This window comes from Pleomorphochaeta caudata (assembly GCF_055395745.1).
Genome location: NZ_AP042458.1, coordinates 2,700,132 through 2,723,422 on the forward strand (window position 1 = coordinate 2,700,132; position 23,291 = coordinate 2,723,422).

At 29.1% G+C, this 23,291-nt stretch carries 23 protein-coding genes; 8 read left to right on the forward strand and 15 right to left on the reverse strand.

The genetic code is table 11. The annotated features are described in order from the left end of the window. Window positions 1-3: 3 nt before the first annotated feature. The 7 genes from ACZ5RS_RS12410 to ACZ5RS_RS12440 form a co-directional block, all read right to left on the reverse strand. Window positions 4-924 (reverse strand): ABC transporter permease, encoded by a 921-nt coding sequence (locus ACZ5RS_RS12410; protein ID WP_464635915.1) that lies wholly within the window; start codon window positions 922-924, stop codon window positions 4-6. Next, window positions 918-1,979: an ABC transporter permease gene (locus ACZ5RS_RS12415; protein ID WP_464635917.1), complete on the reverse strand. Its 1,062-nt coding sequence runs from the start codon at window positions 1,977-1,979 to the stop codon at window positions 918-920. Before ACZ5RS_RS12415 ends, ACZ5RS_RS12410 begins: the two co-directional genes overlap by 7 nt. Further along, window positions 1,976-3,511: an ABC transporter ATP-binding protein gene (locus ACZ5RS_RS12420; RefSeq protein ID WP_464635919.1), complete on the reverse strand. Its 1,536-nt coding sequence runs from the start codon at window positions 3,509-3,511 to the stop codon at window positions 1,976-1,978. Before ACZ5RS_RS12420 ends, ACZ5RS_RS12415 begins: the two co-directional genes overlap by 4 nt. 57 nt (window positions 3,512-3,568) lie before the next feature. Continuing rightward, window positions 3,569-4,687, reverse strand: coding sequence for a BMP family ABC transporter substrate-binding protein (locus ACZ5RS_RS12425; protein ID WP_464635921.1), 1,119 nt, complete (start codon window positions 4,685-4,687; stop codon window positions 3,569-3,571). Between the two features lie 15 nt (window positions 4,688-4,702). Next, on the reverse strand, window positions 4,703-5,605 hold the full coding sequence (rbsK, locus tag ACZ5RS_RS12430) for a ribokinase (protein ID WP_464635923.1): 903 nt from the start codon (window positions 5,603-5,605) through the stop codon (window positions 4,703-4,705). 9 nt (window positions 5,606-5,614) lie between these two features. Further along, window positions 5,615-6,613 (reverse strand): LacI family DNA-binding transcriptional regulator, encoded by a 999-nt coding sequence (locus ACZ5RS_RS12435; protein ID WP_464635925.1) that lies wholly within the window; start codon window positions 6,611-6,613, stop codon window positions 5,615-5,617. A 219-nt stretch (window positions 6,614-6,832) separates the two neighbouring features. Next, entirely contained in the window at window positions 6,833-8,161 is a 1,329-nt protein-coding gene (locus ACZ5RS_RS12440) for an SNIPE associated domain-containing protein (protein WP_464635927.1), read from the reverse strand. 175 nt (window positions 8,162-8,336) lie between these two features. Here ACZ5RS_RS12440 and ACZ5RS_RS12445 point away from each other — a divergent pair, with 175 nt between their 5' ends. Then, the gene (locus tag ACZ5RS_RS12445; protein WP_464635929.1) at window positions 8,337-8,927 is read left to right on the forward strand and encodes a hypothetical protein; all 591 of its coding nucleotides are present in this window, start codon (window positions 8,337-8,339) and stop codon (window positions 8,925-8,927) included. Window positions 8,928-8,942: 15 nt separating this feature from the next. Here ACZ5RS_RS12445 and ACZ5RS_RS12450 read toward each other — a convergent pair whose 3' ends face one another. From ACZ5RS_RS12450 to ACZ5RS_RS12485, 8 genes are all read right to left on the reverse strand, one after another. Beyond that, window positions 8,943-9,263, reverse strand: a complete 321-nt coding sequence (locus ACZ5RS_RS12450; RefSeq protein ID WP_464635931.1) for a nuclear transport factor 2 family protein — start codon at window positions 9,261-9,263, stop codon at window positions 8,943-8,945. 236 nt (window positions 9,264-9,499) lie between these two features. Continuing rightward, complete coding sequence (locus tag ACZ5RS_RS12455; protein ID WP_464635933.1) at window positions 9,500-11,233, reverse strand: ABC transporter ATP-binding protein; 1,734 nt, start codon at window positions 11,231-11,233, stop codon at window positions 9,500-9,502. Continuing rightward, window positions 11,226-13,034, reverse strand: a complete 1,809-nt coding sequence (locus tag ACZ5RS_RS12460; RefSeq protein WP_464635935.1) for an ABC transporter ATP-binding protein — start codon at window positions 13,032-13,034, stop codon at window positions 11,226-11,228. The genes ACZ5RS_RS12455 and ACZ5RS_RS12460 overlap by 8 nt, the downstream gene beginning before the upstream one ends. 93 nt (window positions 13,035-13,127) lie before the next feature. Further along, window positions 13,128-13,742, reverse strand: a complete 615-nt coding sequence (locus tag ACZ5RS_RS12465; RefSeq protein ID WP_464635937.1) for a TetR/AcrR family transcriptional regulator — start codon at window positions 13,740-13,742, stop codon at window positions 13,128-13,130. Window positions 13,743-13,982: 240 nt separating this feature from the next. Beyond that, window positions 13,983-14,450 carry a hypothetical protein gene (locus ACZ5RS_RS12470; RefSeq protein WP_464635939.1) on the reverse strand — a complete coding sequence of 156 codons (468 nt, stop codon included), beginning with the start codon at window positions 14,448-14,450 and terminating at the stop codon, window positions 13,983-13,985. 125 nt (window positions 14,451-14,575) lie between these two features. Beyond that, window positions 14,576-15,505 (reverse strand): ribokinase, encoded by a 930-nt coding sequence (locus tag ACZ5RS_RS12475; RefSeq protein WP_464635941.1) that lies wholly within the window; start codon window positions 15,503-15,505, stop codon window positions 14,576-14,578. A gap of 11 nt (window positions 15,506-15,516) precedes the next feature. Next, window positions 15,517-16,176, reverse strand: a complete 660-nt coding sequence (locus ACZ5RS_RS12480) for a GntR family transcriptional regulator (protein WP_464635943.1) — start codon at window positions 16,174-16,176, stop codon at window positions 15,517-15,519. Between the two features lie 133 nt (window positions 16,177-16,309). Further along, window positions 16,310-16,963 carry a GntR family transcriptional regulator gene (locus ACZ5RS_RS12485; RefSeq protein ID WP_464635945.1) on the reverse strand — a complete coding sequence of 218 codons (654 nt, stop codon included), beginning with the start codon at window positions 16,961-16,963 and terminating at the stop codon, window positions 16,310-16,312. 147 nt (window positions 16,964-17,110) lie between these two features. On the opposite strand from ACZ5RS_RS12485, the gene ACZ5RS_RS12490 reads away from it, so the two are divergent. The 7 genes from ACZ5RS_RS12490 to ACZ5RS_RS12520 all read left to right on the forward strand — a co-directional run bounded on the left by ACZ5RS_RS12490 (window position 17,111) and on the right by ACZ5RS_RS12520 (window position 23,281). Beyond that, complete coding sequence (locus tag ACZ5RS_RS12490) at window positions 17,111-17,599, forward strand: L-2-amino-thiazoline-4-carboxylic acid hydrolase (RefSeq protein WP_464635947.1); 489 nt, start codon at window positions 17,111-17,113, stop codon at window positions 17,597-17,599. 20 nt (window positions 17,600-17,619) lie between these two features. Then, window positions 17,620-18,786 (forward strand): ABC transporter substrate-binding protein, encoded by a 1,167-nt coding sequence (locus ACZ5RS_RS12495; RefSeq protein WP_464635949.1) that lies wholly within the window; start codon window positions 17,620-17,622, stop codon window positions 18,784-18,786. Window positions 18,787-18,856: 70 nt separating this feature from the next. Continuing rightward, window positions 18,857-19,732, forward strand: a complete 876-nt coding sequence (locus ACZ5RS_RS12500) for a branched-chain amino acid ABC transporter permease (protein WP_464635951.1) — start codon at window positions 18,857-18,859, stop codon at window positions 19,730-19,732. Further along, window positions 19,732-20,760, forward strand: a complete 1,029-nt coding sequence (locus tag ACZ5RS_RS12505) for a branched-chain amino acid ABC transporter permease (RefSeq protein ID WP_464635953.1) — start codon at window positions 19,732-19,734, stop codon at window positions 20,758-20,760. Before ACZ5RS_RS12500 ends, ACZ5RS_RS12505 begins: the two co-directional genes overlap by 1 nt. Then, a complete protein-coding gene (locus tag ACZ5RS_RS12510) occupies window positions 20,757-21,557 on the forward strand; it encodes an ABC transporter ATP-binding protein (RefSeq protein WP_464635955.1) in 801 nt (266 codons plus the stop codon). Before ACZ5RS_RS12505 ends, ACZ5RS_RS12510 begins: the two co-directional genes overlap by 4 nt. Continuing rightward, window positions 21,544-22,260, forward strand: coding sequence for an ABC transporter ATP-binding protein (locus ACZ5RS_RS12515; protein WP_464635957.1), 717 nt, complete (start codon window positions 21,544-21,546; stop codon window positions 22,258-22,260). The genes ACZ5RS_RS12510 and ACZ5RS_RS12515 overlap by 14 nt, the downstream gene beginning before the upstream one ends. Before the next feature lie 13 nt (window positions 22,261-22,273). Then, complete coding sequence (locus ACZ5RS_RS12520) at window positions 22,274-23,281, forward strand: dihydroxyacetone kinase subunit DhaK (RefSeq protein ID WP_464635959.1); 1,008 nt, start codon at window positions 22,274-22,276, stop codon at window positions 23,279-23,281. The last annotated feature ends 10 nt before the right edge of the window (window positions 23,282-23,291 follow it).

The window sequence follows — 23,291 nt, forward strand, 5'->3', positions numbered from 1 at the left end:
ATTTTAATTACTCCTATTCTTTGCTTTTTTTGCTCTATATGAATATATAGATATAGTGACAATTGTTATAACATAAGGAATTGTGTTTACTAATTGTGAAGGTAAATTAAACAACTGCAATCGTACAGATAAAGAATCAGCAATACCAAATATCAAAGAAGAGGCAAATATTCCAAATGGATTTCCTCGTCCCATAGCTTCAGCAGCCATACCTATCCAACCACGACCAGCAATCATATTTTTAGAAAAAAAGGAAACATATCCCATCGACATAAATGCGCCACCAAGACCAGCCATTGTTCCTGCAATTGCTAATGCAATATATTTATATTTCATTACATTAATACCAACAGATTCAGCAGCGACTCTATTTTCACCAACACTTCTAATTCTTAATCCTAATGGGGTCTTGTTTAGCATATAGGATAAAACAAACATTAAAATTAAGCCTATATAAGTTAAAACATTATGTCCTGATATAATTTCACCTAAAATTGGAATGTTTTTGATAATTGGAATATCTAAATTTCCAACTATTGGATTAGCTAAACTTTGTGTTGAACCTTTCTCTCCTACAACATAATAAATAATAAAAATAGTTAATCCTGCTGCTAAAGTATTAATTGCAATTCCTGCAAGAATTTCTACACTTTTTAGTTGCAAAGTTGCAAATCCAAATAAGAAGCAAACAATAATTCCACATAAGATTGCAACTATTACACCCCAAAAAGCACTATTTGTATAATAAGCACCAACTGAACCGGCCATAGCAGAAAGGAGCATAATACCTTCAATTCCAATTGGATCTATTCCACCCTTTAAGAAAACCATACAGGATAATCCAGCAAAAAGAATTGGTGTCATTACTCTAATTACAGTAAATAAATATTCAGGAGTAAAAAACGATAATATAACATTTAACATGAGGCCACCTCAAATTCTTTTGTTTCTCTTACAGTTAATTTCTTTTTATAATTCTGTAATAAATACTGAGCTGATACTAAAATAATAATTACAGCTTGAATTATAGAAATCATTTCACTTGGAACATCTGATTTCATAGACATGATGTCAGCTCCAACTCTCATATAAGCTAAAAATAATGCAGCAAATGGAACATACTTAGCTTTCATTTTTGCCAAGATTGCAATTAATATCCCATCCCAACCATAATTAGTTAAAGCTGTATATTGGAATCTAGAATACATACCAAACATATCTACAGCACCACCCAAACCAGCTAAAAACCCACCAATCATTGAAGATACAACAATTAAAGAATCAATCTTCATACCAGCATACCTAGCCATTTTTGAATTTTTACCTATCATTGTTACCTTAAATCCAAATGAAGTTTTATTATTTAAGAACCAAACAAATAAAACACATAATAAGGCTATAATTATTCCAGTATTAATTCTTGAAACAGGGAATAAACGCTTTAATTGAGAGCCTTCAGGAAATTTATAGGAAAAAGCTGTATTAATTTTTGGATCTAGAAAATGTCCAACAATAATATATAATCCAACATATAGACAAATATAATTCAACATTAGAGATGTAACTAAAACATTAGCATCACATTTTACTTTTAAAATAGTTGGAATTGAACAAACAATCGCGCCTGTAATTCCACCAGCAATCATCGCAATAGGAAGAGGAACTTTAAAAAATAATATTACAGCAGCTGAAACAGCAGCAGATATAAAAAAGGCTCCTTCCATAGCTAAATTAAACAATCCAGAACGTTGTAATAATATTACAGAAAGTCCTGTAAACATTAATGGAACACTTCTTTCAAATACACTTAAAAATCGTCTTAAAGACTGAACAGGTCCAAATAGAAAACTAGAAATAGCTAAACTTGGATCACTGCTAATAATTAAAATTATTGAAAAAACAATTATCAAAGAAATCCCAATAGCTAATAAGGTTCTTAGAGTTTCTATATCTCTTGTTCTAACATGTAGCTTTTTCATAACCTTTCATCCCTCATTTGTTTTTTCAAACCTAACATATACTTACCTAATTCTTCTTCACTAACAGATTTGCTATCTTCAAAATATGCAGTAACTTCGCCTTCATACATAACCATAATACTGTCACTCAATTCTAAAATTTCATTTAAATCTGCAGAAATTAATAATATTGCAGCTTCTTTATCTCTATAATCAATTAACTTATTCCATATAAATTCATTAGCTCCAACATCTATACCCCTAGTAGGTTGATTGGCAATTAATAACTTTGGATTTGAAGACATTTCTCGAGCAACAACAATCTTTTGCATATTACCACCTGATAACATACCTGATTCTTGATTTTCATCTTTACATAAGATTTGGAATTCTTTAATTTTTTCCTTAGAAAAATTCCTAATTTTCTTATAATCCAAACATTTATAGGACTTAATATCATCTTTATCTATCCTATCAATGATTAAATTTTGCCATACCATAGAATGTTCTGCTAAACCTGTAGAAATCCTATCTTCGGGTATATATGAAAGCCCTTTATTACGTCTTTTCATTATTGAATAATTAGATATATCTTCTCCGTCATAAAGAATTTCACCCTTAGCATTATTGAGTCCAAAAATACAATCAGCTAATTCATTTTGCCCATTACCTTCAACTCCAGCAACTCCTAAAATTTGCCCTTTATGAAGTTTAAAATTTACAGAATTCAATTTCTTTTTATGGAGAGAATTTGTATAACTAACATTTCTAACATCTAATATACATTTCCCAAATTTTGGTGGTTTTTTATTTAGCTTTAAAATAACATCTCGACCTACCATTAATCTTGAAATTTCTTCTTCACTTGAAGTTTCAACATCAATAGTTTTAACAAATTTTCCGCCCCTAATTACTGTTACTCTATTACAAATTTGCATAACTTCTCTAATCTTATGAGAAATAAAGATTATAGTATGTCCTGCGTTTTTTAAAAGTAATAATTGCTCAAACAATTCTTGAGTTTCTTGTGGGGTTAATACAGCAGTAGGTTCATCTAATATTAATAACTTAGCATTTCTTGCCAATACTTTTAGAATCTCTACTTTCTGCTTTATTCCTACAGATAAATTATCTACAATTTCATTAGGATCAACTTTTAAATTATATTTTTTAGAAAGATCTTTAACTAAATCTATAGATTTTTTTACATTCGTTGATATTCCTTTTTTAGGTTCCATTCCCAATATTACATTTTCATATACTTTTAAAGAATTAATTAACATAAAGTGTTGATGAACCATACCAATACCAGCATCAATAATTTCTTGTGGATTTTTATTTGTAACATCTTTCCCTTCAAATAAAATCTTACCACCATCAAGTTGTTCAATACCAAATAAAACTTTCATCAAAGTTGATTTTCCTGCGCCATTTTCACCCATTAATGCGTGAATTTCACCCTTTTTAACCTTTAATGTTATTTCTTTATTAGCATATACACCATTTCCATATATTTTTGTAATATCTTGCATCTCCAAAATATTATCTGGCATTTGAAACTCCTTATTATTGAAGAAGACTAAATATTAGTCTTCTTCAAATATCAAAAATTAATTTTGTGGTGCAACTGAATCAATTACTGCTTGAACTGCCTCAGGTGAATCAGTTAATGCACTCATAACTGAAACATTCCCATTATCAATAGTTTCTTTTGCATTGACCACAGCATCTTTTATATTTTGTGGAACATTTGATTGATAATATTTATTATCAGCAAGCCCAACACCACCTTCGGCTAAACCTAATGATTCATAAGTACCCCATGGAAGAATACCATTATCATTATTTTTGACAGCTCGAACTATGGATTTATCAACTTGTTTTAAAACAGATGTCAAAATTATATTAGCTTTATCTGGAGCACTTTCATCGAATAACATTGCTTGATCAGAATCCACACCAATAATATATTTTCCCATATCTAGAGCGGCATCTACACATCCAAGACCAGCTTGTTCAGCAGCAGGGAAAGTAATATCAACACCTTGGTTAAATTGGGCAATAGCAGTTTCTTTACCTTTTGCGGAATCATCCCAAGAACCAATATAAGAAACATAACAAGTAATTTCTGGGTCAACAGATTTAGCACCTTCAATATACCCTACTAAGAAATCGCTAATAATAGGACATTCTGAACCACCAATAAATCCAATCTTTTTCTCACTATTAGCAAATTCCATATCAGATTTAGTAACCATTGCTGCTAAAACTCCAGCTAAATAACTAGCTTCATTCTGCCTATAACTCATTGCATAAACATTATCATTAGAATCATCAATTGTAGTATCAAACAAGATAAACTTTTGATCAGGGAAATTCGGAGCAACTTCAGTTGTAATAAGTTCTCCGGCATTACTACCATTTGTAATGATAATATCATACTCATTTGAATCAGCTAAATCTTCGAAAGTTGGTAACCATTTTGTTTGTTCACGACCAATTTCAATAACCTTTGTTTCATAACCTAATGTTGAAGCAACTTCTTGAACTCCTCTATTTGCAGAATCATTAAATGATTTGTCTCCAAGTTGACCTGTTACAACAAAAACTAATTTCTTTGAAGCTTCACTACTATTTGTAGTTGCCACCTTTTCATCACTCTTTTTTGCGCATGATGTCATTAACACCATGATACAAACTAATACGCATAAAAATCCTTTCTTATACATAATTTCACTCCTTTTTTATGGATTAATAATTTCATTAATTGTAGGAATTGCTGCTAACGCACCTTCTCTTGAAACAGTAATAGCAGATACCTTTTGTCCAAAATCTATTGATTTCTCTATTCCTTTATCGTTTAAGTAAGAATACAAAAAACCACCAATAAAACTATCACCAGCAGCTGTAGTGTCAACTACTATAGCATCATGTGGTTCATAAAATGTTAATTCATTTTTATTAAATAAAGCACATCCTTTTTTACCTAAAGTAACAATAATTGTGTTTACACCATTATTATTTAAATATTTACATGCATTTAAAATTTCAGTGTGACTAATAACATCTCTTTGATATAAAACACCCAATTCTGTTTCATTAGGAATCAAAATATCAACTTTACTTAATACCTCTTCATCTAACATAATGGCTGGAGCTGGATTAAGAATAGTTAATTTATTTAATTCTTTAGCTACAGTTAAGCATTCTTTTACAGCCTCTAGAGGTATCTCAAGTTGCATTAATACTGCATCTACTGAATTTATCTTTTCTCTAAATTGAGTTATATAATTTTTGTCTATATCACTATTAGCACCACCAGAGATTACGATAGTATTTTTCCCTTTTTTATTAACAGTAATAAAAGCTTTCCCTGTGTTTTTATCACATTCTATAATTGATTCAACATTTACATTTAAGGATTTTAATTTTTCACTGATTTTTTTACCTTCATCATCTCGACCAATTTTTCCTACCATATAAACTTCTAATCCTAATTTTGCAAGAGTGGCAGCTTGGTTAGCGCCTTTACCTCCAATAGAGTATTTCATTTCTTTTGAAGTTATTGTCTCCCCTTTCTTAGGTAATTCATCAACATATAAAGTTAAATCATAATTTAAACTTCCAAAAACCAAAACTTTTTTCATTTTTCCTCCTTACTTAACACTTTTTCTAATAATTAGTTTTGGATCAATAATTATTTTATTACTTTCATTCTTCTTGTTATTAATTATATTTATTAACATTTTTACAGCTTTAACACCCATTTCATATTTGGGCTGTTCGACTGTGGTTAAAGGAGGATTTGTATAACCACTATAATAAATATTGTCATAACCCAATAAAGAAACATCATCAGGCACTTTAATATTTTTTTCATTAAGAGCTTTTAGAGCGCCCACTGCTATAATATCACTAGCAGCAAAAATTGCATCAAATTCAATATTATCAATAAAGGTATTAGTGGATTCATAACCAAATTCTGAAGTATAATCACCCTCAATCAATAAAGAATCACTAAATTTTATACCATTATCTTTTAAAGCTTTTTTATACCCTAAAATTCTATCACTTATTTGATCACTTCTCTTTTCACCTGATATAAAACAAATTCTTTTTTTACCCTTTTCTATTAAATATTTTGTAGCTTCATAAGCACCTAAATAATCATTTGAAGAGACAATACCCTTAACGCCTTTTGTTTCATAATCTCTATCAACCATTACAATTGGAATATTATCGCTTAAAATATCTAAATCCGAATTTGAAGAAATAAATGATGGGACATAAACAATCCCAGAAACCATTCTTTCATACAATAATTTAAAAGCTTGTTTTTCCTTTTCAAAATTATCATCAGTGTTTATGTAAATAATATTATAACCATACTCAAAAGCTGTTGCTTCAATAGCCTTTGCTAATTCAGGATAATATGGGTTTGTAATATCAGGTAAAACTAATCCTAAAGACATAGTCGAATTAGTTTTCATACTTCTAGCTATTGAGTTAGGTATATAATTTCTATCTTTAGCAATATCTTTAATTTTTTTAATTGTAGCATCAGAATACTCTCTAGTTTTCCCATTTAAAATATTAGAAGCACAAGTGGTAGAGACTCCAGCTTCACAAGCAATAGACTTTAGGGTTACTCTCAAAATAGTCTCCTTAGTTATAGTAAAAATTATTTACTTTATCGTTTAATTAAGTTTACTTTATCGTTTAAAATATTCTAATATCGGTTTTTCAAATTTGTCAAGAAATATTATTTATTTTTTTTATTAGATGAAAATAGAGATTATTATTGCAACCTTTACATAAAAAAATCTATTGAAATTTATCAATAGATTTTGATTAAAAATAATTATATATATGAGCTATATTGCTTCAGGAAGTTCTTCTTTTTCATCGTTAGCAACTTTTTTTCTATTTCTAATAGCTTGAGACTCTCTATATTCTCTAGCTTCTGATGTTAAAATAAATTCTGAGTTTGGAAATTCTTTTTTAACCTCTCTCTCAATATCTTCTAAAGATACATTGAAAAATTCTTTTCTATTATTAACTAGATTTACTCTCTTTTCCTCAAATTTTTTATGTAATATATTTTCAAGTTGAGGTGCATCCTTTGAATAAATCATTGCATGAACATCAAATGTAAACGGAACTGAAGCATTTCCTAATTCTCTTACCCTTTCTAATGGTTCAAGTCTACGAGTCATACCTATTTTATATACATTTTCACCAAAAGATCCAATATTAGAAATAACATAAACATGCCCGGATTTTGTTTGTTGAGCCATTGATTTAGCTTTTTCATTTTTCTCATGAGCATCTTTCAATTCTTTTTCTAATAAAGCCATCTTTTCTTTTAATTTATCTAATTTTGAACCAACAGCCTTTTCTGCATCTTTTTGTGCCTTATCAAACATTTTTTGAAATTTTATTTCTTCTTTTTCGGCATCTTCGATTTCTTTTTGTAACTTTTCTTCTTCTCTCATCTGCCTTCTAATCTCTGCTTGTTCCTCTTTCTCTTTTTGCTTTTTGTCTCTATATTCATGAGTTAGTCTAAGTTCTTCAATTTTCAAAGTCAAATATTTTTGATTAATATATATTTTATTTGATGCGTTCATCTTATCAATTGAATCCTTTGCTTTTACAAGTCTCTCTTCAAATTTCAAAATATTATTCCATCTAACATTTGAAATTAAAGCGTCACATTCATTATTAAAAGCTCTAGAAGTAAGTCTGATATTCCTATTAGTCATAGTTTTACCTTTTGCCCTACTTCCTTCAACAATCCATTCTTGAGTACAATAAACAGCATTTTTATTCTGTATCATCCTTTTTTGTTTGTCTTTGCATGCTTTAATTTTATCCTTATATATTTCTGATGTATCAAAATCAAAATGAGGCTTATAAAAACCATACTCAGCTAATTCTAATTCTTCATCATAAATTGATATTTGTTTTAAAAGTTTATCATATAAATATTTTTTTTCTTTATAACTTGCTCTCAATTTTTCAATATCATCATCAATTTTATTTTTTTCTTTTCTACTTTTTTGTACTGCTTCATCAATATTTATTATTGGTGAATATTTCTTTTTAAACTTTGAAAGTTTTAGAATATTTTTTACTAGAAAAACGAAAAGTAGTATAATTAAAATTATTAATATACTCATAACAATTATTGCATCTTGATTCATATGATTACTCCAATATTAGGTATCTTATATAAATGTATCATATTTTTTTAGATAGTGCACTAATAATAAATTATTTGCAATATACAAATTTTTCATATTTGTTATACCCTAGATCAAATATATATAATTACAAAACTAATTTGACAACACAGAGTATTACATCTACTATAAAAGTATGAAGAAAATAATATTTATTTTACTAGTATTAATTAATTTTAATGTAGCTATATTTGCAGAAACAACTTATAGAAAAGGCATTGATATCAATTTAAATGATATTGGGTTTTCTCTAATGCAACAAACTAATAGATGGAATATAAAAGCTACTGCTAGTTATCCATTATTTGCAATATTAATGAATAGTGAAAAAATTGGACAAGTACCACTTGATGATTATTTTGAAACAATTGCTCTACATGGGACTATAAATTACAATCTAATAAAGTATCAATCTTTTTTCTTAAATTTAGGCTTTGCTTCAGATGTTTTTATGCAATTTGATTTTTCAAATGAGCACTCTCATTACACCTGTTTTACAATCGGAGTATATGGAGAGGTCGGATGGATTTTTACAAAAGATAATAAAGAGGATTTATATTTGTCTTTGGGTTTAAATTTACCATTTAAATCTATGGAAAATAAACCCACTAATTTTTGGAATGGACCGCCAGATGAAGAGTCTTGGAATGAATTGATAGATTATAATGATTCAGTTATGAATATGATTTTTATGGTATATAAACTAAATTTCACAATTCCTTTATAAGAAAAGAATTTAAAATTAATTACTTATACTCTTTCCAATATTCATAGAGTCTCTCCATATAGGAGGGTCTCCATCTTCACTCCAATATTCATCAATTGATGTAATTTTATTATCAATTACTTTAATAAAAGATATTGCATGAAGTGATATTTTCTCATCTGATGATAAAACTTTAGTTACAGTTATTATTAGATTGCCAATAACTTCAATTCTATCAATATTCCCTTTCCAATTTCCAGGATATTCACAGTTAGCTAAAATATACTCATCAACACTAAATTGCTCATTAGTGTTGTGCCATCTTATAATAGCATCATCATGAAAATATGATTTCATCAAATTAGCATTTTGCTCAAGTGTTGCTTTCCAATATTCTTTTATATTAATAATAAACTCCTATCAATTACACTAATAATATTAAACTAAATAATGCTATTTAACACAAGTAATTAAAACAATATTTATACAAAAAGTAATCCCCCTAAAATAAATAAAAGATTTATCTACTATAGAGGGATAATATTTTGATTGTATTATTAAAAAACTTAAAAATCTTTTATTTAAGTTTTAGATTAACTATTTTGAAATTGTCTTTTAACCATTGTAGAGAAAACACCATTTTCCTTTTTTAATTTCATAGGAGCTCCTGATTCCACAACAGTTCCATCTTTTAGAACAACAATCTTATCAGCACCTAAAACAGTTCTCATACGGTGCGCAATTATAAGGACAGTTTTATTTTTTGTTAATTCACTAAGAGCCATTTGAATTTTACTTTCATTCTCTGCATCAAGAGAGGCGGTAGCTTCATCAAGTAAAATAATTGGAGAATCTTTAAGAATTGCTCTAGCAATAGAAATTCTTTGTCTCTCCCCTCCTGATAATTTTTCACCATTTTCACCAATTAAAGTATTATAACCTTGAGGGAGTTTTTTAATAAACTCATCACATTTTGCAAGGGATGCAGCTCTTTTAACTTCTTCATCACTAGCATCTTTTTTCCCTAATCTAATATTTTCCATTACGCTTGAATTAAATAAAATAACATCTTGGAAAACAATGGAATAATAGTTTAATAAAGTTTCAGGATCTACTTCTGAAATATCAACACCACCTAAAGTAATTAACCCCCTATTAATATCCCAAAAACGAGCAGATAATTTTGCAACTGTACTCTTTCCCCCTCCAGATGGCCCAACAAGTGCTGTAACTTCTCCTTGTTTTGCACAAAAACTAACATCCTTTAAAGTTTGTACACCATCAATATAAGAGAAATCAACATTACTAAATTCCACATCAAAATTCTTTGGATTAAATTCAGTTGTCCCTTCTTGTCTTGGCATAGCATTCATTTCTTTCATACGTTTAATTCTTACATTTAAATACAATAATAAAGCTAAATGTTCCATAATTTCCATAATAGGATTATATATTCTAGCAGTAACTACTAAGAAAACAAGATAAGTGAAAATATTAATTGAACCATTCATTAAAAGGGAAGCTCCTACTAAAATAACAGTTGGAAGCCCTAATTTTAAAATTGTATATGAAAAGTTTATTGTAGCACCTAACATCAATTCACTTTTTATTAGAAATTTTTCATAATTATCTAATTTACCATTTAAATTATCACAATAAGTATCTTCTCTATTATAAGATTTTATTTCATTAACAGATTCAAGCATTTCTTGTACATCATCAGCTACTTCTCTTTTATAATAATAACCTTGTGTATGTATTTTATTTTGAAATTTTCTAGAAAAGAAAAAAACTAAGAAAGCAACAGGGACAACCCAGAAAACTGCTAGAGACATCTGCCAATTATAGAAAAATAGCATAATAGCCATAATTACAACAGATAAGACTGCAGCAAAAATTTGTGGAACAGCATGAGAAAAAAGCTGTTCAATTTGAGTAGCATCTTCCATTATTGTAGAGCTTAAATCTGCAATATCTTTTTTACCAAAGAATGCTAATGGTAGTTTCCTTAAAGTTTCAGCTAATTTTATTCTCGTTTTAGCACTTTCTTCATAAATTCTTGAATAAGTAGAATCATATTGTATATATGCAATAACAAACATTATCAACAATGAAACCAAACTCATAATCAAATAATAGGCTACACCTTTAGGCTCAATATTAGCATTATAAAGAAATATTTCTAAATGTTCATTCAAAAATATGAAACCAAAAATTAGAGGGAACATAAAACTAATATCCATTATTGTTGACCAAGTTATCCCATTAATTAAATCTTTTGCCCCTGGTTCAGACATGGCAAATTTATCTTGGAAATATTTACGCATAATTTGCTCCCTTTTTTATATTTTTATTACTATTAATTCTCCATTCAATAGATTGTTGATATTCATCCCACATTGTTTTATATAATCCACCTTTTTTTAGCAGTTCATCATGAGACCCTTCTTCTTTAATTTGTCCATCATTAACAACTAAGATTCTATCTACGTTTTTAACACTGGTTAAACGGTGAGCAATCATTAATGTAGTTTTCCCCTTACTCAATTCATGAAGAGCTTTCTGAATTAAATGTTCATTTTCTGGATCAGCAAAAGCCGTTGCTTCATCTAAAAGTACAATTGGAGCATTTTTAACCATAGCTCTGGCAAGAGCTATTCTTTGTTGTTCCCCACCAGATAGATAAGTTCCTTTTGTACCAATGATGGTATCTAAGCCCTGATCTAAATTATCTATAATTTCTTTTGATTGAGATAAAGATATAGCTTCATCTATATCTTTTTGAGAAACATTTTCTTTGCCGAAAATAATATTCTCTTTTAATGAACCTTTAAATAAGTTTGTATTTTGGAAAACGAATGAAATATTTTCCATCAATTGTTTTTTAGATATATCTTTTACATTTATACCACCAAGGAGAACTTCTCCTTCATCAACATCCCAAAATCGTGCAGCTAAACGAGCAATAGTAGTTTTTCCACCACCAGAGGCTCCAACTAAAGCTATAGTTTCTCCTTCATTTAATTTAAAATTAATTCCATCTACTGCTTTATTTTCAGCACCTTCATAAGAAAAACTTACATTTTTAAATTCTAGAGAATGTTTATTTATTTTTTGTGTTTTGGTTTCAAAATGCATTTCAGGATAATTCATTAACTCATCTAATCTATCAATAGCTTGTTTTGCAATCATACTATTTTGTTGAAAATGCATTGATTTCATCAATAAAGTCGTAAATATTGGAGAGACTAATAAATAAAAAATATAATTGGCTATAACAAATGCTACATTATCCCCATTTCCAATTAGTAAAATAGCAATAGGAATTAAAAAGAATACTGTTGATTGCATTATTATAGTATAGAAAGACATTGGAGTTCGCCAGAGCAAAGTATATGAATGAACCATTTTCTTATATTTAATAATACTATTATAAAATCGCTTAAAAGAAAAAATAGATTGTCCAAAAGTTTTTACAACTGGAATACCTCTAACATATTCTACAGACTCAGAACTCATTTCTTCTAAAGAATCATAATACATTTGTTGAAATTCTTTACCTTTTGCAGTCATCATGAAACTCATTGTTATAAAACCTAATATAATAGGAATAAGAGAAATAAGTCCCATTCTAAAATCAACTAATATCATTAATAAAAGTAAGATAATTGGAGATACTACACTAGCAGCCATATCAGGCAACTGATGAGCTAAAAAGGTATGTGTAGTAGAAGCCCCATCATTTACAATTTTTCTTATTTTACCACTAGCATATTGATTAAAAAAACCTAAAGGCATGCTCATAATTTTCTCCATGCCAATTTTTTGTAACCCTACTTCTACATGAAATGCAGCAAGATGTGAACACATTAATGCTCCAAAATAAACAACTACTCCTAAAATAGCACTTAAAAAAGCATACCAAGCATAAGGACTTACATTAGTAAAATTTAAAGCGTTTGGAAAGACTAAAATATCACGAACAATATACCAAACCAACACAAAGGGTATTATATTTAATATAGCCGATAATCCAGACAGTATTAGCGCTATAGGTAATAAAATCTTCTTTTTACCCATATATGGCACAAATCTACTTAAAATAGATTTCTTTTTATCTTTTTTCATATAAAAAAACTCCTAAATTTATATTCATTTAATTTTCATTACACTATAATATTTTATTAGTTTCAGCTAACTCTTATATTAAAAAAAAAGAGACTACTCTTTTTTTTTATAAATATTTAATTTATTTATACCTGCATCTACAAAAATTGCCATTTGTGCAGCATATTCATCTACTAGATTTCTATCTGGATTATGGGTAATTATTTCCTCCAAATAACTAATATAAGTACTTGCAAGAGTATGTACAAATAACTGGCAATACTCTTCCTTTTTTCCCATAAATGAAGCTCTTAAATTAAATTGATCAGCATATAAAGAAATAATCCTCTCTCTATAAAATTCAAGAGAAGAGCCCGCTGCACAAAATAATAAAAGTTTAAAACTGTCATAATTATCTAAAACTACATGGGCATGAAATTTAAAACTTTCTAATTTAAATTCTATTGGAAAATTATTATTATTTTTTCTTGAATACCTAATATATCGTGAATTATCACTAAATTCAGCTTCTAAAAAGCTAGTTGCAGGTTTGACTAACTCACAAAACAAAGCATCTTTATTCTTAAAATATGAATATATAGCACCTTTAGTTAAATTAGCATTATTACTAATAACTCTTAATGATGCTTTGTTATAACCATTTTTTAAAAATTCGACTCTTGCAGAATCAAGAATTTTTGCCCTTATATCTTCTTTTTTAATTTGCATATAATTTTTTGTAAAATTAATTTAAATAAAATTTGAAAAGACTTATGATAAATAATTAATTTATTTATATAAACATAGCTAAAATTTACTTAATTAATAATCTACAATTCACCTCATTTACAGTAATAAATACCATTGGAATTTATTGTAGTAAAAACATAAATTTATTGCAATAGAATTGTTTGCAATAATTAACTTTTTTTATAGCAAAGAGCAGAAATGAATTTTATTTATTTAAAATTAATTTTTCTTCTTTAAATAAATATCATGGGATGGACCAAATCTAGTATATAAATCATCAGTAGAGAAAACTTGTTTATAATAATGAGAATCAATTGGACTAACCTCACAGCTGGTACCTTTTAATATATAATTGAGAGAATAAGAGGAATCTTCATTAATACTTACAAATACTAATAACCAATCTCCATCATTATAAGAAGATCCAATAAAAGGAGAATTTATTCCTAAATCATCATATACTTGCTCTTGATCAAAGCTATAAGGGCCATAATAAAAGACTAAATCCCACTCTTGATTACCATAATCAAATAGAGAAGATAAAGTACCAGAGTTAGGTAAACTCCCACTATCATAATCCCTTTCAAAATTTGTTTGAATAATACTATAAGGATTGAAAAAAATTTGATAGACATAACAAGAAGTAAATAACAATGAAATAATTATTAAATAAACTAACTTTTTCATATTTTTATAATACATAAGTTATTACTCAGTTGTAAACAAATTTAGTAGAATAATAACAAAATAAAAAAAAATAACTGCTACTAATAAATTAGTAACAGTTATGTGTATATCTTAATAAGAAATTATTATTTTGGAATAATTGTAGACATGAAAAACATAATTTCACTTTTTTTAGGCATTGAAATACTAGTTCCCATTTTTCTAACAGATAAGTTTGATACGATATTACCATATTTAGTTGCTTCTAATAGATCTAATTCAAAACTAAGACCTGCTAATAATCCACCATTAAAAGCATCACCTGCTCCAGTAGTATCAACAACTTCAACATCAAAATTATCAATTATTTTTTCAGTTTTTCTATCATTATAGTAAAGACCTTTACTACCTAATGTAATAATTACATTCTCAACATTATTTTCAAAAAAGAAACCTGAAATTTTTCTATAGTCTTCAATATCTTCACATTTTAGATTAGAAACTAAAGCTGCTTCAGTCTCATTAGGAGTTACTAAATATAACCCATCTAAAAAATCTTTACAGCAATCTGAATAAGGAGCGGGGTTTAAAATTATTTTAATACCTCTCTCTTTAGCTTTTTTTACTATATAAGAATTAGCATCGTTGTTAATCTCTAATTGCAAAAGCAAATATTCAATATCACCAAAATTATCAAAGATCTCATCAATCTCTTTTTTTGAGTAAGTTTCACAAGCACCAGGAACTACTATTATTTCATTTTCTTTTGATTTTTCATTAACTAATATTAGTGCAATACCAGTATCATGAGTATCACTAATTACAATATTATCCTTGTTAATCTTATTTTCATTTAAAGAATCAAAAGCCATTTGGGCAAAAGAATCCTTACCTACTTTTGTTGAAAATAATAAATCTGCACCAGCTTTTTTAGCTGCAATAGCTTGATTAAAACCTTTTCCACCAGGACTTAACTTAGAATAGGAACCTTTTACAGTTTCCCCTTTATTAGGAAAATATGGAGCTCTAGCCATAACATCGACGACATAACTCCCCCATACTCCAACTTTTTTCATTAAAAACCACCTTATTGTTTTTCTAATTTATTAAAGTTGTTTATATCCTCATATAATATTCTTAAAGCTTTTTCCTTATCATTATTTTTAATGGCTTCAACCATATCTTTATGGCAAAAACACTCAGTAGTAATAGTTTCAGTATGATAATTAATCCAATAAGATTGAGCATAAGCGACCCCTAAGAATCTCATAGCATCACGCAATCTATCAGTTGCATAAGAATTATTAAACAAAGAAATAAGCATTACATGAAATTCAGTATTTAATTTCCAATAGTCAAGGGAAGCTTTTCTTTTACCTGTATCATCATAATTATCTGACATAAACTTTTCAATTTCCTGGAATTTTTTTAAATCTTTTCTATCCCAGAATCTATCCATAGATGAATATTCTAAACAGACTCTATATTCTGTAATTTCTTGAATTGTTTTTTCATCAAAATTTAAGATTTGATAACCAAATCTTGGAATACTTTTTAAATATCCTTCATTACAAAGTTCTAATAAAGCTTCTCTGATTGGAGATTTGCTAACACCAAATTCATCCACTAAACCTTTTTCTGTAATAATATCATTTGAAACATATTCACATTTAATTATTCTATTTAATATCAATTCATAATAGATATCTTTTTTTGATTTTGCAGTATCTTTTAAATTTATACTCATAATATACCCCTATATTACATCTTTTTTATCAAATTTATCTTTAATGTATCAGTAAGATACTACTAATCATATTAAAATAAAAACCAAAAATCAACGCATTAAATTCTAAAAATGCAAATATGTGTAAAAAATATTATTTATCTACCAAAACAAAATTACTTATATCCTCTAGCAAATATTTCAATACATTCTCCTTATCACTTAAATATAAATATTTTATAATTTTTTTATGACATTGTTCCTCTAATACCTTATCGGTATAGCTGTATTCCCAATAAGATTGGGCATAAGCAACCTTTAAATAGTTCATAGCCTTTTTTAATCTTTCAACTACATATTGATTGTTGAACAAAGAAACTAACTCAACATGAAATTTAACATTATTATCCCAACAATTAAGAATGGAAGAATCATCAAATGTTAAAAGTTCTTCTAAATAATATTTTTCAAATTTTTCTATTTTCTTAATATCTAAACGATCCCAAAAGAAATCTATAGTACCATGCTCTAAGCATATCCTATAATCATTGATTGCTTTAATTTGTTTATAATCAGAAAAATTGAGAATTTGATAACCAAGACGTGGAATACTCTGTAAATATCCTTCATTACATAATTCTAATAAAGCTTCACGTATAGGAGTTTTACTCACTTTAAATTCAGCGACTAATTCCTTCTCAGTAATAATTTGATTTGAAATATATTTACAATAAATTATTCTTGATAAAACAATGTCATAGAACTGTTTTTTCTTAGACTGTTTTACACTCTTATTTTTTATATTCACACTACTCTCCAAAATTTTTTAAAAAAAAACTTGCTAAAAATTTACATTTGGTGTTAGACTACCAGTAAGATATCAGTAAGATATTAGTGATTATATTACTGATATTTTAAAAAATCAATACTCAACCAAATAGGAGAGCAAAAAAAAATGATTGAAAACATTGAAAACAAAGTAGACGAAGTTGCAGCAACTAATCGCGCACAAATCGAACACAGAGCAACATGGATGGGCTTAATCTATGATGAATTAATTAAAGCAGGAGTTGATGCTGAACCAATAATGAGAAAAGCAATTACTCGTTGTGGAGAAATGCATGGAAAAAGATTCTTAGCAAATTGTGAGAATCCTGAAGATGTAAGAGATTTCAGAGTAGCATTCTTAAACAAATGTGGTGTTGATTCATTCAACATGAATTCTATTGAAGCAACAGAAGATGATCTACATATTTCATTCCACTACTGTGCACTAGTATCAGCATGGAAGAAATTAGGCTTTGATGATGCAACATGTGAATTACTTTGTGATATGGCTATGGATGGAGATAGAGGCATTGCTAAATCAATGGGCTTAACTCTAGATCTTAGTGACACTATTGCTAAGGGTTGCAAGACCTGTGAATTGAGATTCCATAAATAATATATAATTAGGAGAAAAAGATGAAAAAGACTGTATTATTATTAGGTATTATTTTAATATCTATGGCAACACTTTTTGCTAACGGTAACGCTGAGCAAAAACAAGCTGAAGAAGAAGGATTTAAAGGAACAATTAAATTAGGAGTACTTGGACCTTTAACAGGAACAAATGCAGAATATGGTGTTGGTTTCCAAATTGGAACACAAATGGCTGCTGATGAAATTAACGCAGCTGGTGGTGTTAATGGTTATAAAATCATCCTTGATGTTAATGACTCTAAAGGGGACCAAAAAGAAAGTTCTGACTTAGTAAGACAATTATGTGACAATAAAGATACCATGGCAATAATTGGAGACTTTACTAGTGGTTGTTGTATGGCTAATGCACCAATTGTTGATGATGCTGGTATTGTTCAATTATCCCCTACTGCTTCAAACCCTAAATATGCTGGTATGAGTGATTACTGTTTCAGTATTATGGGTAGACAAGATGGAGAAGCTCCTTTCTTTGCTAAATATATTTGTAAAAAGTATTTAGGTCTTGATAATGTAGCTTTAATCTATATCAATAGTGACTGGGGTGTTTCAGCTGTAGACAACTTCAAAAAAGGTGCTGTTGATGCTGGTTTAGATATCGTTGCTGAAGTTAACTATGTTCAAGATGAAAAAGACTTCTCTTCCTTAATTACTAAATTAAAAGCTGCTAATCCTCAAGCTGTAGTTATCTTAGACCAAGGTGCTGTAGCTCAAGTTATTAACCAAATTAGATCTAGTGGTTGGGATGTACAAATTGCAACTTTAGGACCTGGAACTTCAGAACAATTAATTGGTTTAACTGGTGATAACTCAGAAGGCTTAGTTCTATCTACTCCTTTCTTCTTTGATCCAGAAGATGCAGAGTTAACAAAATGGAAAGAAGAATTCTTTGCAAAATCTAAATTCAATCCAACTGTTCACCCAGCTTGTGCATATGACTGTGTATATCTAATTAAAGAAGCTATTGAACTTTGTGGTGATGATATTACAAGAGAAAATATTAAAAATAATCTAAAAACAAACACATACACTGGTTTAACTGGACCTATCAAATTCAATGTTGATGGAGATATTACTAGAGCATACTTAATCTGTGCTGTAGAAAATGGTCAATACGTAGTTAAAGAAGGTTTTGATTATTCCACAAAATAATCTAATTAAAACTAATATAGATGCTTAAATAGCATCTATATTAGCATCAAAAATTCTTATGGGGGATGTTATGGATTATTTTCTTAATCAACTTATTAATGGATTATGCCAAGGTGCCATTTATGCATTAATGGCTATAGGATATTCAGTAATTGTTGGTGTTGTTGGAATGGTTACCTTCACTCACGGAGAGGTAATGATAATGGGAGCTTTTGCTGCCTACTACACTTTTCAATTCTGTGGAACACATTTAGTATTAGGCTTTTTGGTAGCATTTTTAGCATCTTGGATAATGGGCATTGCAGTTTACAAAGTTTGCTATGAAAGATTCTTTAATGCACCTAGACATATTTCATTATTATGTACAATTGGATTTTCCATGCTAGTAAAAAATCTAGCTCAAATTATATTTGGACCAAACCAAATACCAATGTTAAATATTGTAAATATTAAATTCTATCATATAGGACCAATACAAATTTCTTCACTTCAATTGTTGATAATACTATTAGTTGTTGGGCTTTCAATTGTACTTAGTTATGTATTTAATCATACAAAATTTGGAGTAATGCTAAGAGCAGTTAGCCAAGATAAAACAGCTGCTTATATGGTTGGAATTAATGTTAAAAAAATTGCTCGCTTAGGCAACTGTGTTGGATGTGGCCTTGGCGGAGTAGCAGGTTTATTAATTTGTATTTATTACCAGGTTGTACAAGCAACAATGGGTGGAGCTTTAGGTATGAAAGCCTTCAGTGCATCAGTACTTGGAGGATTAACCGATGTTAGATTCTCTGCTCTTGGTGGTTTATGTATCGGAATAGTAGAAAACTTAGGAATTACAATTACATCAGCAAGTTATAGAGATGTATTTGCATTCAGTTTCTTAATACTAGTATTGATCTTTAAACCTACAGGCTTTGTTAGAAAGAGGAGTGCAAAAGTATAATGAATAAATTAATTAATAAAACTATAAGTATCTATCAATCTAAAAAAATCTTATGGCAAATATTATTTGTTGTATTATTGGCTCTAATTCCTCTAACAACTGATAGAAGTTATTATATGGGAGTTCTTTGTAGAATTTTATTATACTCTACAATAGCTGGAGCTTTAAATGTAATTAACGGCTACACAGGTCAAACCTGTTTAGGTGTTGCAGGCTTTTTTTGCTTTGGGTGTTATACAGAAGCAATATTAGCTACAAAACTTGGATTAAACTTTTGGTTATGTATTCCATTAGCTGGAATTATAACAGGGTTGGTAGGTTTATTAGTAGCACTACCGACTTTAAAAATGGGTGGTATTTATCTAGCAATCGTAACTTTAGGTTTTAGTGAAATTGCAAGATTATTTGCCTTAAATTTAACACCATTAACAGGTGGAGCACTTGGAATTAAAAATATTCCAGTTCCTACCCTATTTGGTTTTGCATTTAAAAACTCACAATCCTATTTCTATATTTTCTTAGCCTTCACAGTCCTCTTTATAGTGGTAACGCATAGAGTTATAAACTCTAAATTAGGACGAGCTTGGATGAGTATAAGAGAAGATCAATTAGCTGCACAAAGCTTAGGTGTTAATGCTTCTTTCTATAAAGCAACCAACTTTATTTATGGTGCTTTCTGGGTAGGAATTGCAGGCTCTATTTATGCACCATATGTAAGATTTATTGATTCAACTTATTTCACATTAGATGAAGGTTGGAACATTTTATCAATGGTAATTCTTGGAGGACAAGGTACATTAGTTGGACCAATTATTGGATCTATTATTGTAAACTTCTTAACTGAAGTACTCCGCCCAATTGGTCAATGGAGACTAGTAGCATTTGCTCTTCTTATTATCATCATGATGTGGAAGAGACCACAAGGTTTAGCTGGGGACTCAGATAGTAAATTGGCAGGAAATACAAACGATAAGAAAGTGCTAAAAGAAAATCTTTCTAAATTACAAGGCAAGGAGGCTAGTAAATGAGTAACACACCCACTCTAAGAACAGAAAACATTTGTATGTATTTTGGCGGTCTTCATGCAGTAGAAAACGTTAACATGGAAGTTAATAATGGAGATATCTTTGGAATAATTGGACCAAACGGTGCTGGTAAAACTACTTTCTTTAACTCTTGCACAGGTTTTAATAAACCAACAAAAGGAAAAGTATTTTTAAATGGTGAAGATATAACAAATCTAAAACCTGAAAATGTAGCAAAAAAAGGAATGGCAAGAACCTTCCAAAATATTAAATTATTTAAATATATGAGCGTATTAGACAACATAAAAATAGGCTTCCATATGTCTTTAAAATCAAATATTTGGGATTCAATTTTTCACACTAAACAGTTTAGGGATGATGAAGAATATACCATAACTAAAGGTAAAGAAATTCTTGATTTACTAGATTTAAGCGCTTATACCAATACTAAAGCTGGAAATCTACCTTATGGAGTACAAAGAAAAGTTGAAATAGCTAGAGCATTAGCACTAGATCCTAAAATTTTATTACTAGATGAACCTGCTGCAGGTATGAATCCTAATGAAACTCTTGAATTATCAAAATTCATTAAAAAGATAAATCAATTAGGCTATACAGTTGCAGTAATTGAACATGATATGAAGTTTGTTATGAATACCTGTAATAAGATTATGGTATTAAACTTTGGAGTTAAAATTTGTGAAGGAGCTCCAGATATCATCAAATGTAATGAAAAAGTTCATGAAGCATACTTTGGTAAAGGAATTGCAACAGGAGGTATTACACATGCCACTACTTAGTATAGAAAATTTAAGCGTAAACTATGGTTATATCTCAGCACTAAGGAATGAAACATTAGTTGTTAATCAGGGTGAAATTGTAACTTTAATTGGTGGTAATGGTGCTGGTAAAACAAGTACTTTGATGGCTATATCAAACTTAGTCCCAAAACTAACTGGTAAAATCACCTTTAAAGATAAAGATATTACAAAAATGCCTCCTGATAAAATTGTTAAACTAGGGTTATCACATGTACCAGAAGGAAGAAAAATCTTCCCTGATATGAGTGTATATGAAAACTTAGTTGCTGGCTCTTTAGGAAATCCTAGTATAAGTAAAGAAAAGTTCTCTGAATTAATCGAAACTAATTACACTTTATTTCCAAGATTAAAAGAAAGAGCAAGCCAAGCTGGTGGTTCTTTATCTGGAGGAGAACAACAAATGCTTGCAATTGCTAGAGGCTTAATGATGGACCCAGATCTAATTATGTTAGATGAACCATCCCTTGGCCTTGCTCCAATTATAGTTGAAGAAATTTTTGAGTTATTAACTAGAATTAAAAATTCAGGAAAAACAATTTTATTAATAGAGCAGAATGCAACTATGGCACTCTCAATTGCTAATAGAGGTTATGTTCTAGAAACTGGCGACATAATTTTAGAAGACAAAGGGGATAAACTACTTACAAACCCTGAAGTTATAAAAGCATATCTTGGCGGATAGAAGGAAAATAAAAATGAAAAAAATTATGAACAATCCTGCTAACTTTGTAGACGAAGTTATGGAAGGGATAATATTTGCATATAATGACAAAGTTAAATTATTAGACAACGATAAAAGAATTCTTTTAAGCAACTACCCAAAAAATGAAGGAAAAGTTGGCATTGTAACAGCTGGTGGAAGTGGACATCTCCCTCTATTTTTAGGTTATGTAGGATCTGGAATGCTTGATGGTTGTGCAGTTGGTAATGTATTTGCCTCCCCTAGTGCAAGCAAGATGGCAGATATGATTAAAGCTTGTGATAGTGGCAACGGTGTTCTCTGCTTGTTTGGTAATTATGGTGGAGATAAAATGAACTTTGAAATGGCATGCGATATCGTATCTATGGATGATATTGAAACTCAAAGCATTCTGGTAAAAGACGATGTAGCATCTAGTTCAATTGAAAATGCTGATAAAAGAAGAGGCGTTGCAGGAATCCTTTATGCATATAAAATTGCTGGGGCTGCTGCAGATAATCTTATGAGTCTTGATGAAGTTGTTGAAATAACTAACTTAGCATTAAAGAATATAAAAACTATGGGTGTTGCTACCTCCCCTTGTATTGTTCCTGAAGTTGGTAAACCAACTTTTCAAATCAATGATGATGAAATAGAAATTGGAATGGGCATACATGGAGAAAAAGGTATAGACATTAAAAAAATGATGAGTGCTGATGAAATTGCTGAAACTTGTCTAACTAAAATAATGAATGAGTTAGAATTAAATTCTGGTGATGAAGTATCAGTAATGATTAATGGACTTGGGGCAACTCCTCTAGAAGAACAATTTTTAGTATATAGAAAAGTTGCACAAATATTGAAGGACAAAGGCGTCTCAATATTTATGCCACACATTGGAGAATTTGCAACTTCAATGGAAATGGCAGGACTTTCTATAACCCTATTTAAATTAAACGACAAATTTAAATCTCTATTAAAACAACCAGCAGAAACTCCATTTTACACATCATTAAATAAATAAGAGGCACAAA

What these genes read in the sequence shown, in the direction of transcription:
- ACZ5RS_RS12410 (WP_464635915.1), bottom strand. Translation starts at nt 924, where the DNA reads ATGTTAAATGTTATATTATCGTTTTTTACTCCTGAATATTTATTTACT.
- ACZ5RS_RS12450 (WP_464635931.1), bottom strand. Translation starts at nt 9,263, where the DNA reads ATGAAATCATATTTTCATGATGATGCTATTATAAGATGGCACAACACT.
- ACZ5RS_RS12445 (WP_464635929.1), top strand. Translation starts at nt 8,337, where the DNA reads ATGAAGAAAATAATATTTATTTTACTAGTATTAATTAATTTTAATGTA.
- ACZ5RS_RS12520 (WP_464635959.1), top strand. Translation starts at nt 22,274, where the DNA reads ATGAAAAAAATTATGAACAATCCTGCTAACTTTGTAGACGAAGTTATG.
- ACZ5RS_RS12415 (WP_464635917.1), bottom strand. Translation starts at nt 1,979, where the DNA reads ATGAAAAAGCTACATGTTAGAACAAGAGATATAGAAACTCTAAGAACC.
- ACZ5RS_RS12490 (WP_464635947.1), top strand. Translation starts at nt 17,111, where the DNA reads ATGATTGAAAACATTGAAAACAAAGTAGACGAAGTTGCAGCAACTAAT.
- ACZ5RS_RS12480 (WP_464635943.1), bottom strand. Translation starts at nt 16,176, where the DNA reads ATGAGTATAAATTTAAAAGATACTGCAAAATCAAAAAAAGATATCTAT.
- ACZ5RS_RS12475 (WP_464635941.1), bottom strand. Translation starts at nt 15,505, where the DNA reads ATGAAAAAAGTTGGAGTATGGGGGAGTTATGTCGTCGATGTTATGGCT.
- ACZ5RS_RS12505 (WP_464635953.1), top strand. Translation starts at nt 19,732, where the DNA reads ATGAATAAATTAATTAATAAAACTATAAGTATCTATCAATCTAAAAAA.
- ACZ5RS_RS12425 (WP_464635921.1), bottom strand. Translation starts at nt 4,687, where the DNA reads ATGTATAAGAAAGGATTTTTATGCGTATTAGTTTGTATCATGGTGTTA.
- ACZ5RS_RS12495 (WP_464635949.1), top strand. Translation starts at nt 17,620, where the DNA reads ATGAAAAAGACTGTATTATTATTAGGTATTATTTTAATATCTATGGCA.
- rbsK (WP_464635923.1), bottom strand. Translation starts at nt 5,605, where the DNA reads ATGAAAAAAGTTTTGGTTTTTGGAAGTTTAAATTATGATTTAACTTTA.
- ACZ5RS_RS12420 (WP_464635919.1), bottom strand. Translation starts at nt 3,511, where the DNA reads ATGCCAGATAATATTTTGGAGATGCAAGATATTACAAAAATATATGGA.
- ACZ5RS_RS12465 (WP_464635937.1), bottom strand. Translation starts at nt 13,742, where the DNA reads ATGCAAATTAAAAAAGAAGATATAAGGGCAAAAATTCTTGATTCTGCA.
- ACZ5RS_RS12470 (WP_464635939.1), bottom strand. Translation starts at nt 14,450, where the DNA reads ATGAAAAAGTTAGTTTATTTAATAATTATTTCATTGTTATTTACTTCT.
- ACZ5RS_RS12500 (WP_464635951.1), top strand. Translation starts at nt 18,857, where the DNA reads ATGGATTATTTTCTTAATCAACTTATTAATGGATTATGCCAAGGTGCC.
- ACZ5RS_RS12460 (WP_464635935.1), bottom strand. Translation starts at nt 13,034, where the DNA reads ATGAAAAAAGATAAAAAGAAATCTATTTTAAGTAGATTTGTGCCATAT.
- ACZ5RS_RS12515 (WP_464635957.1), top strand. Translation starts at nt 21,544, where the DNA reads ATGCCACTACTTAGTATAGAAAATTTAAGCGTAAACTATGGTTATATC.
- ACZ5RS_RS12455 (WP_464635933.1), bottom strand. Translation starts at nt 11,233, where the DNA reads ATGCGTAAATATTTCCAAGATAAATTTGCCATGTCTGAACCAGGGGCA.
- ACZ5RS_RS12510 (WP_464635955.1), top strand. Translation starts at nt 20,757, where the DNA reads ATGAGTAACACACCCACTCTAAGAACAGAAAACATTTGTATGTATTTT.
- ACZ5RS_RS12440 (WP_464635927.1), bottom strand. Translation starts at nt 8,161, where the DNA reads ATGAATCAAGATGCAATAATTGTTATGAGTATATTAATAATTTTAATT.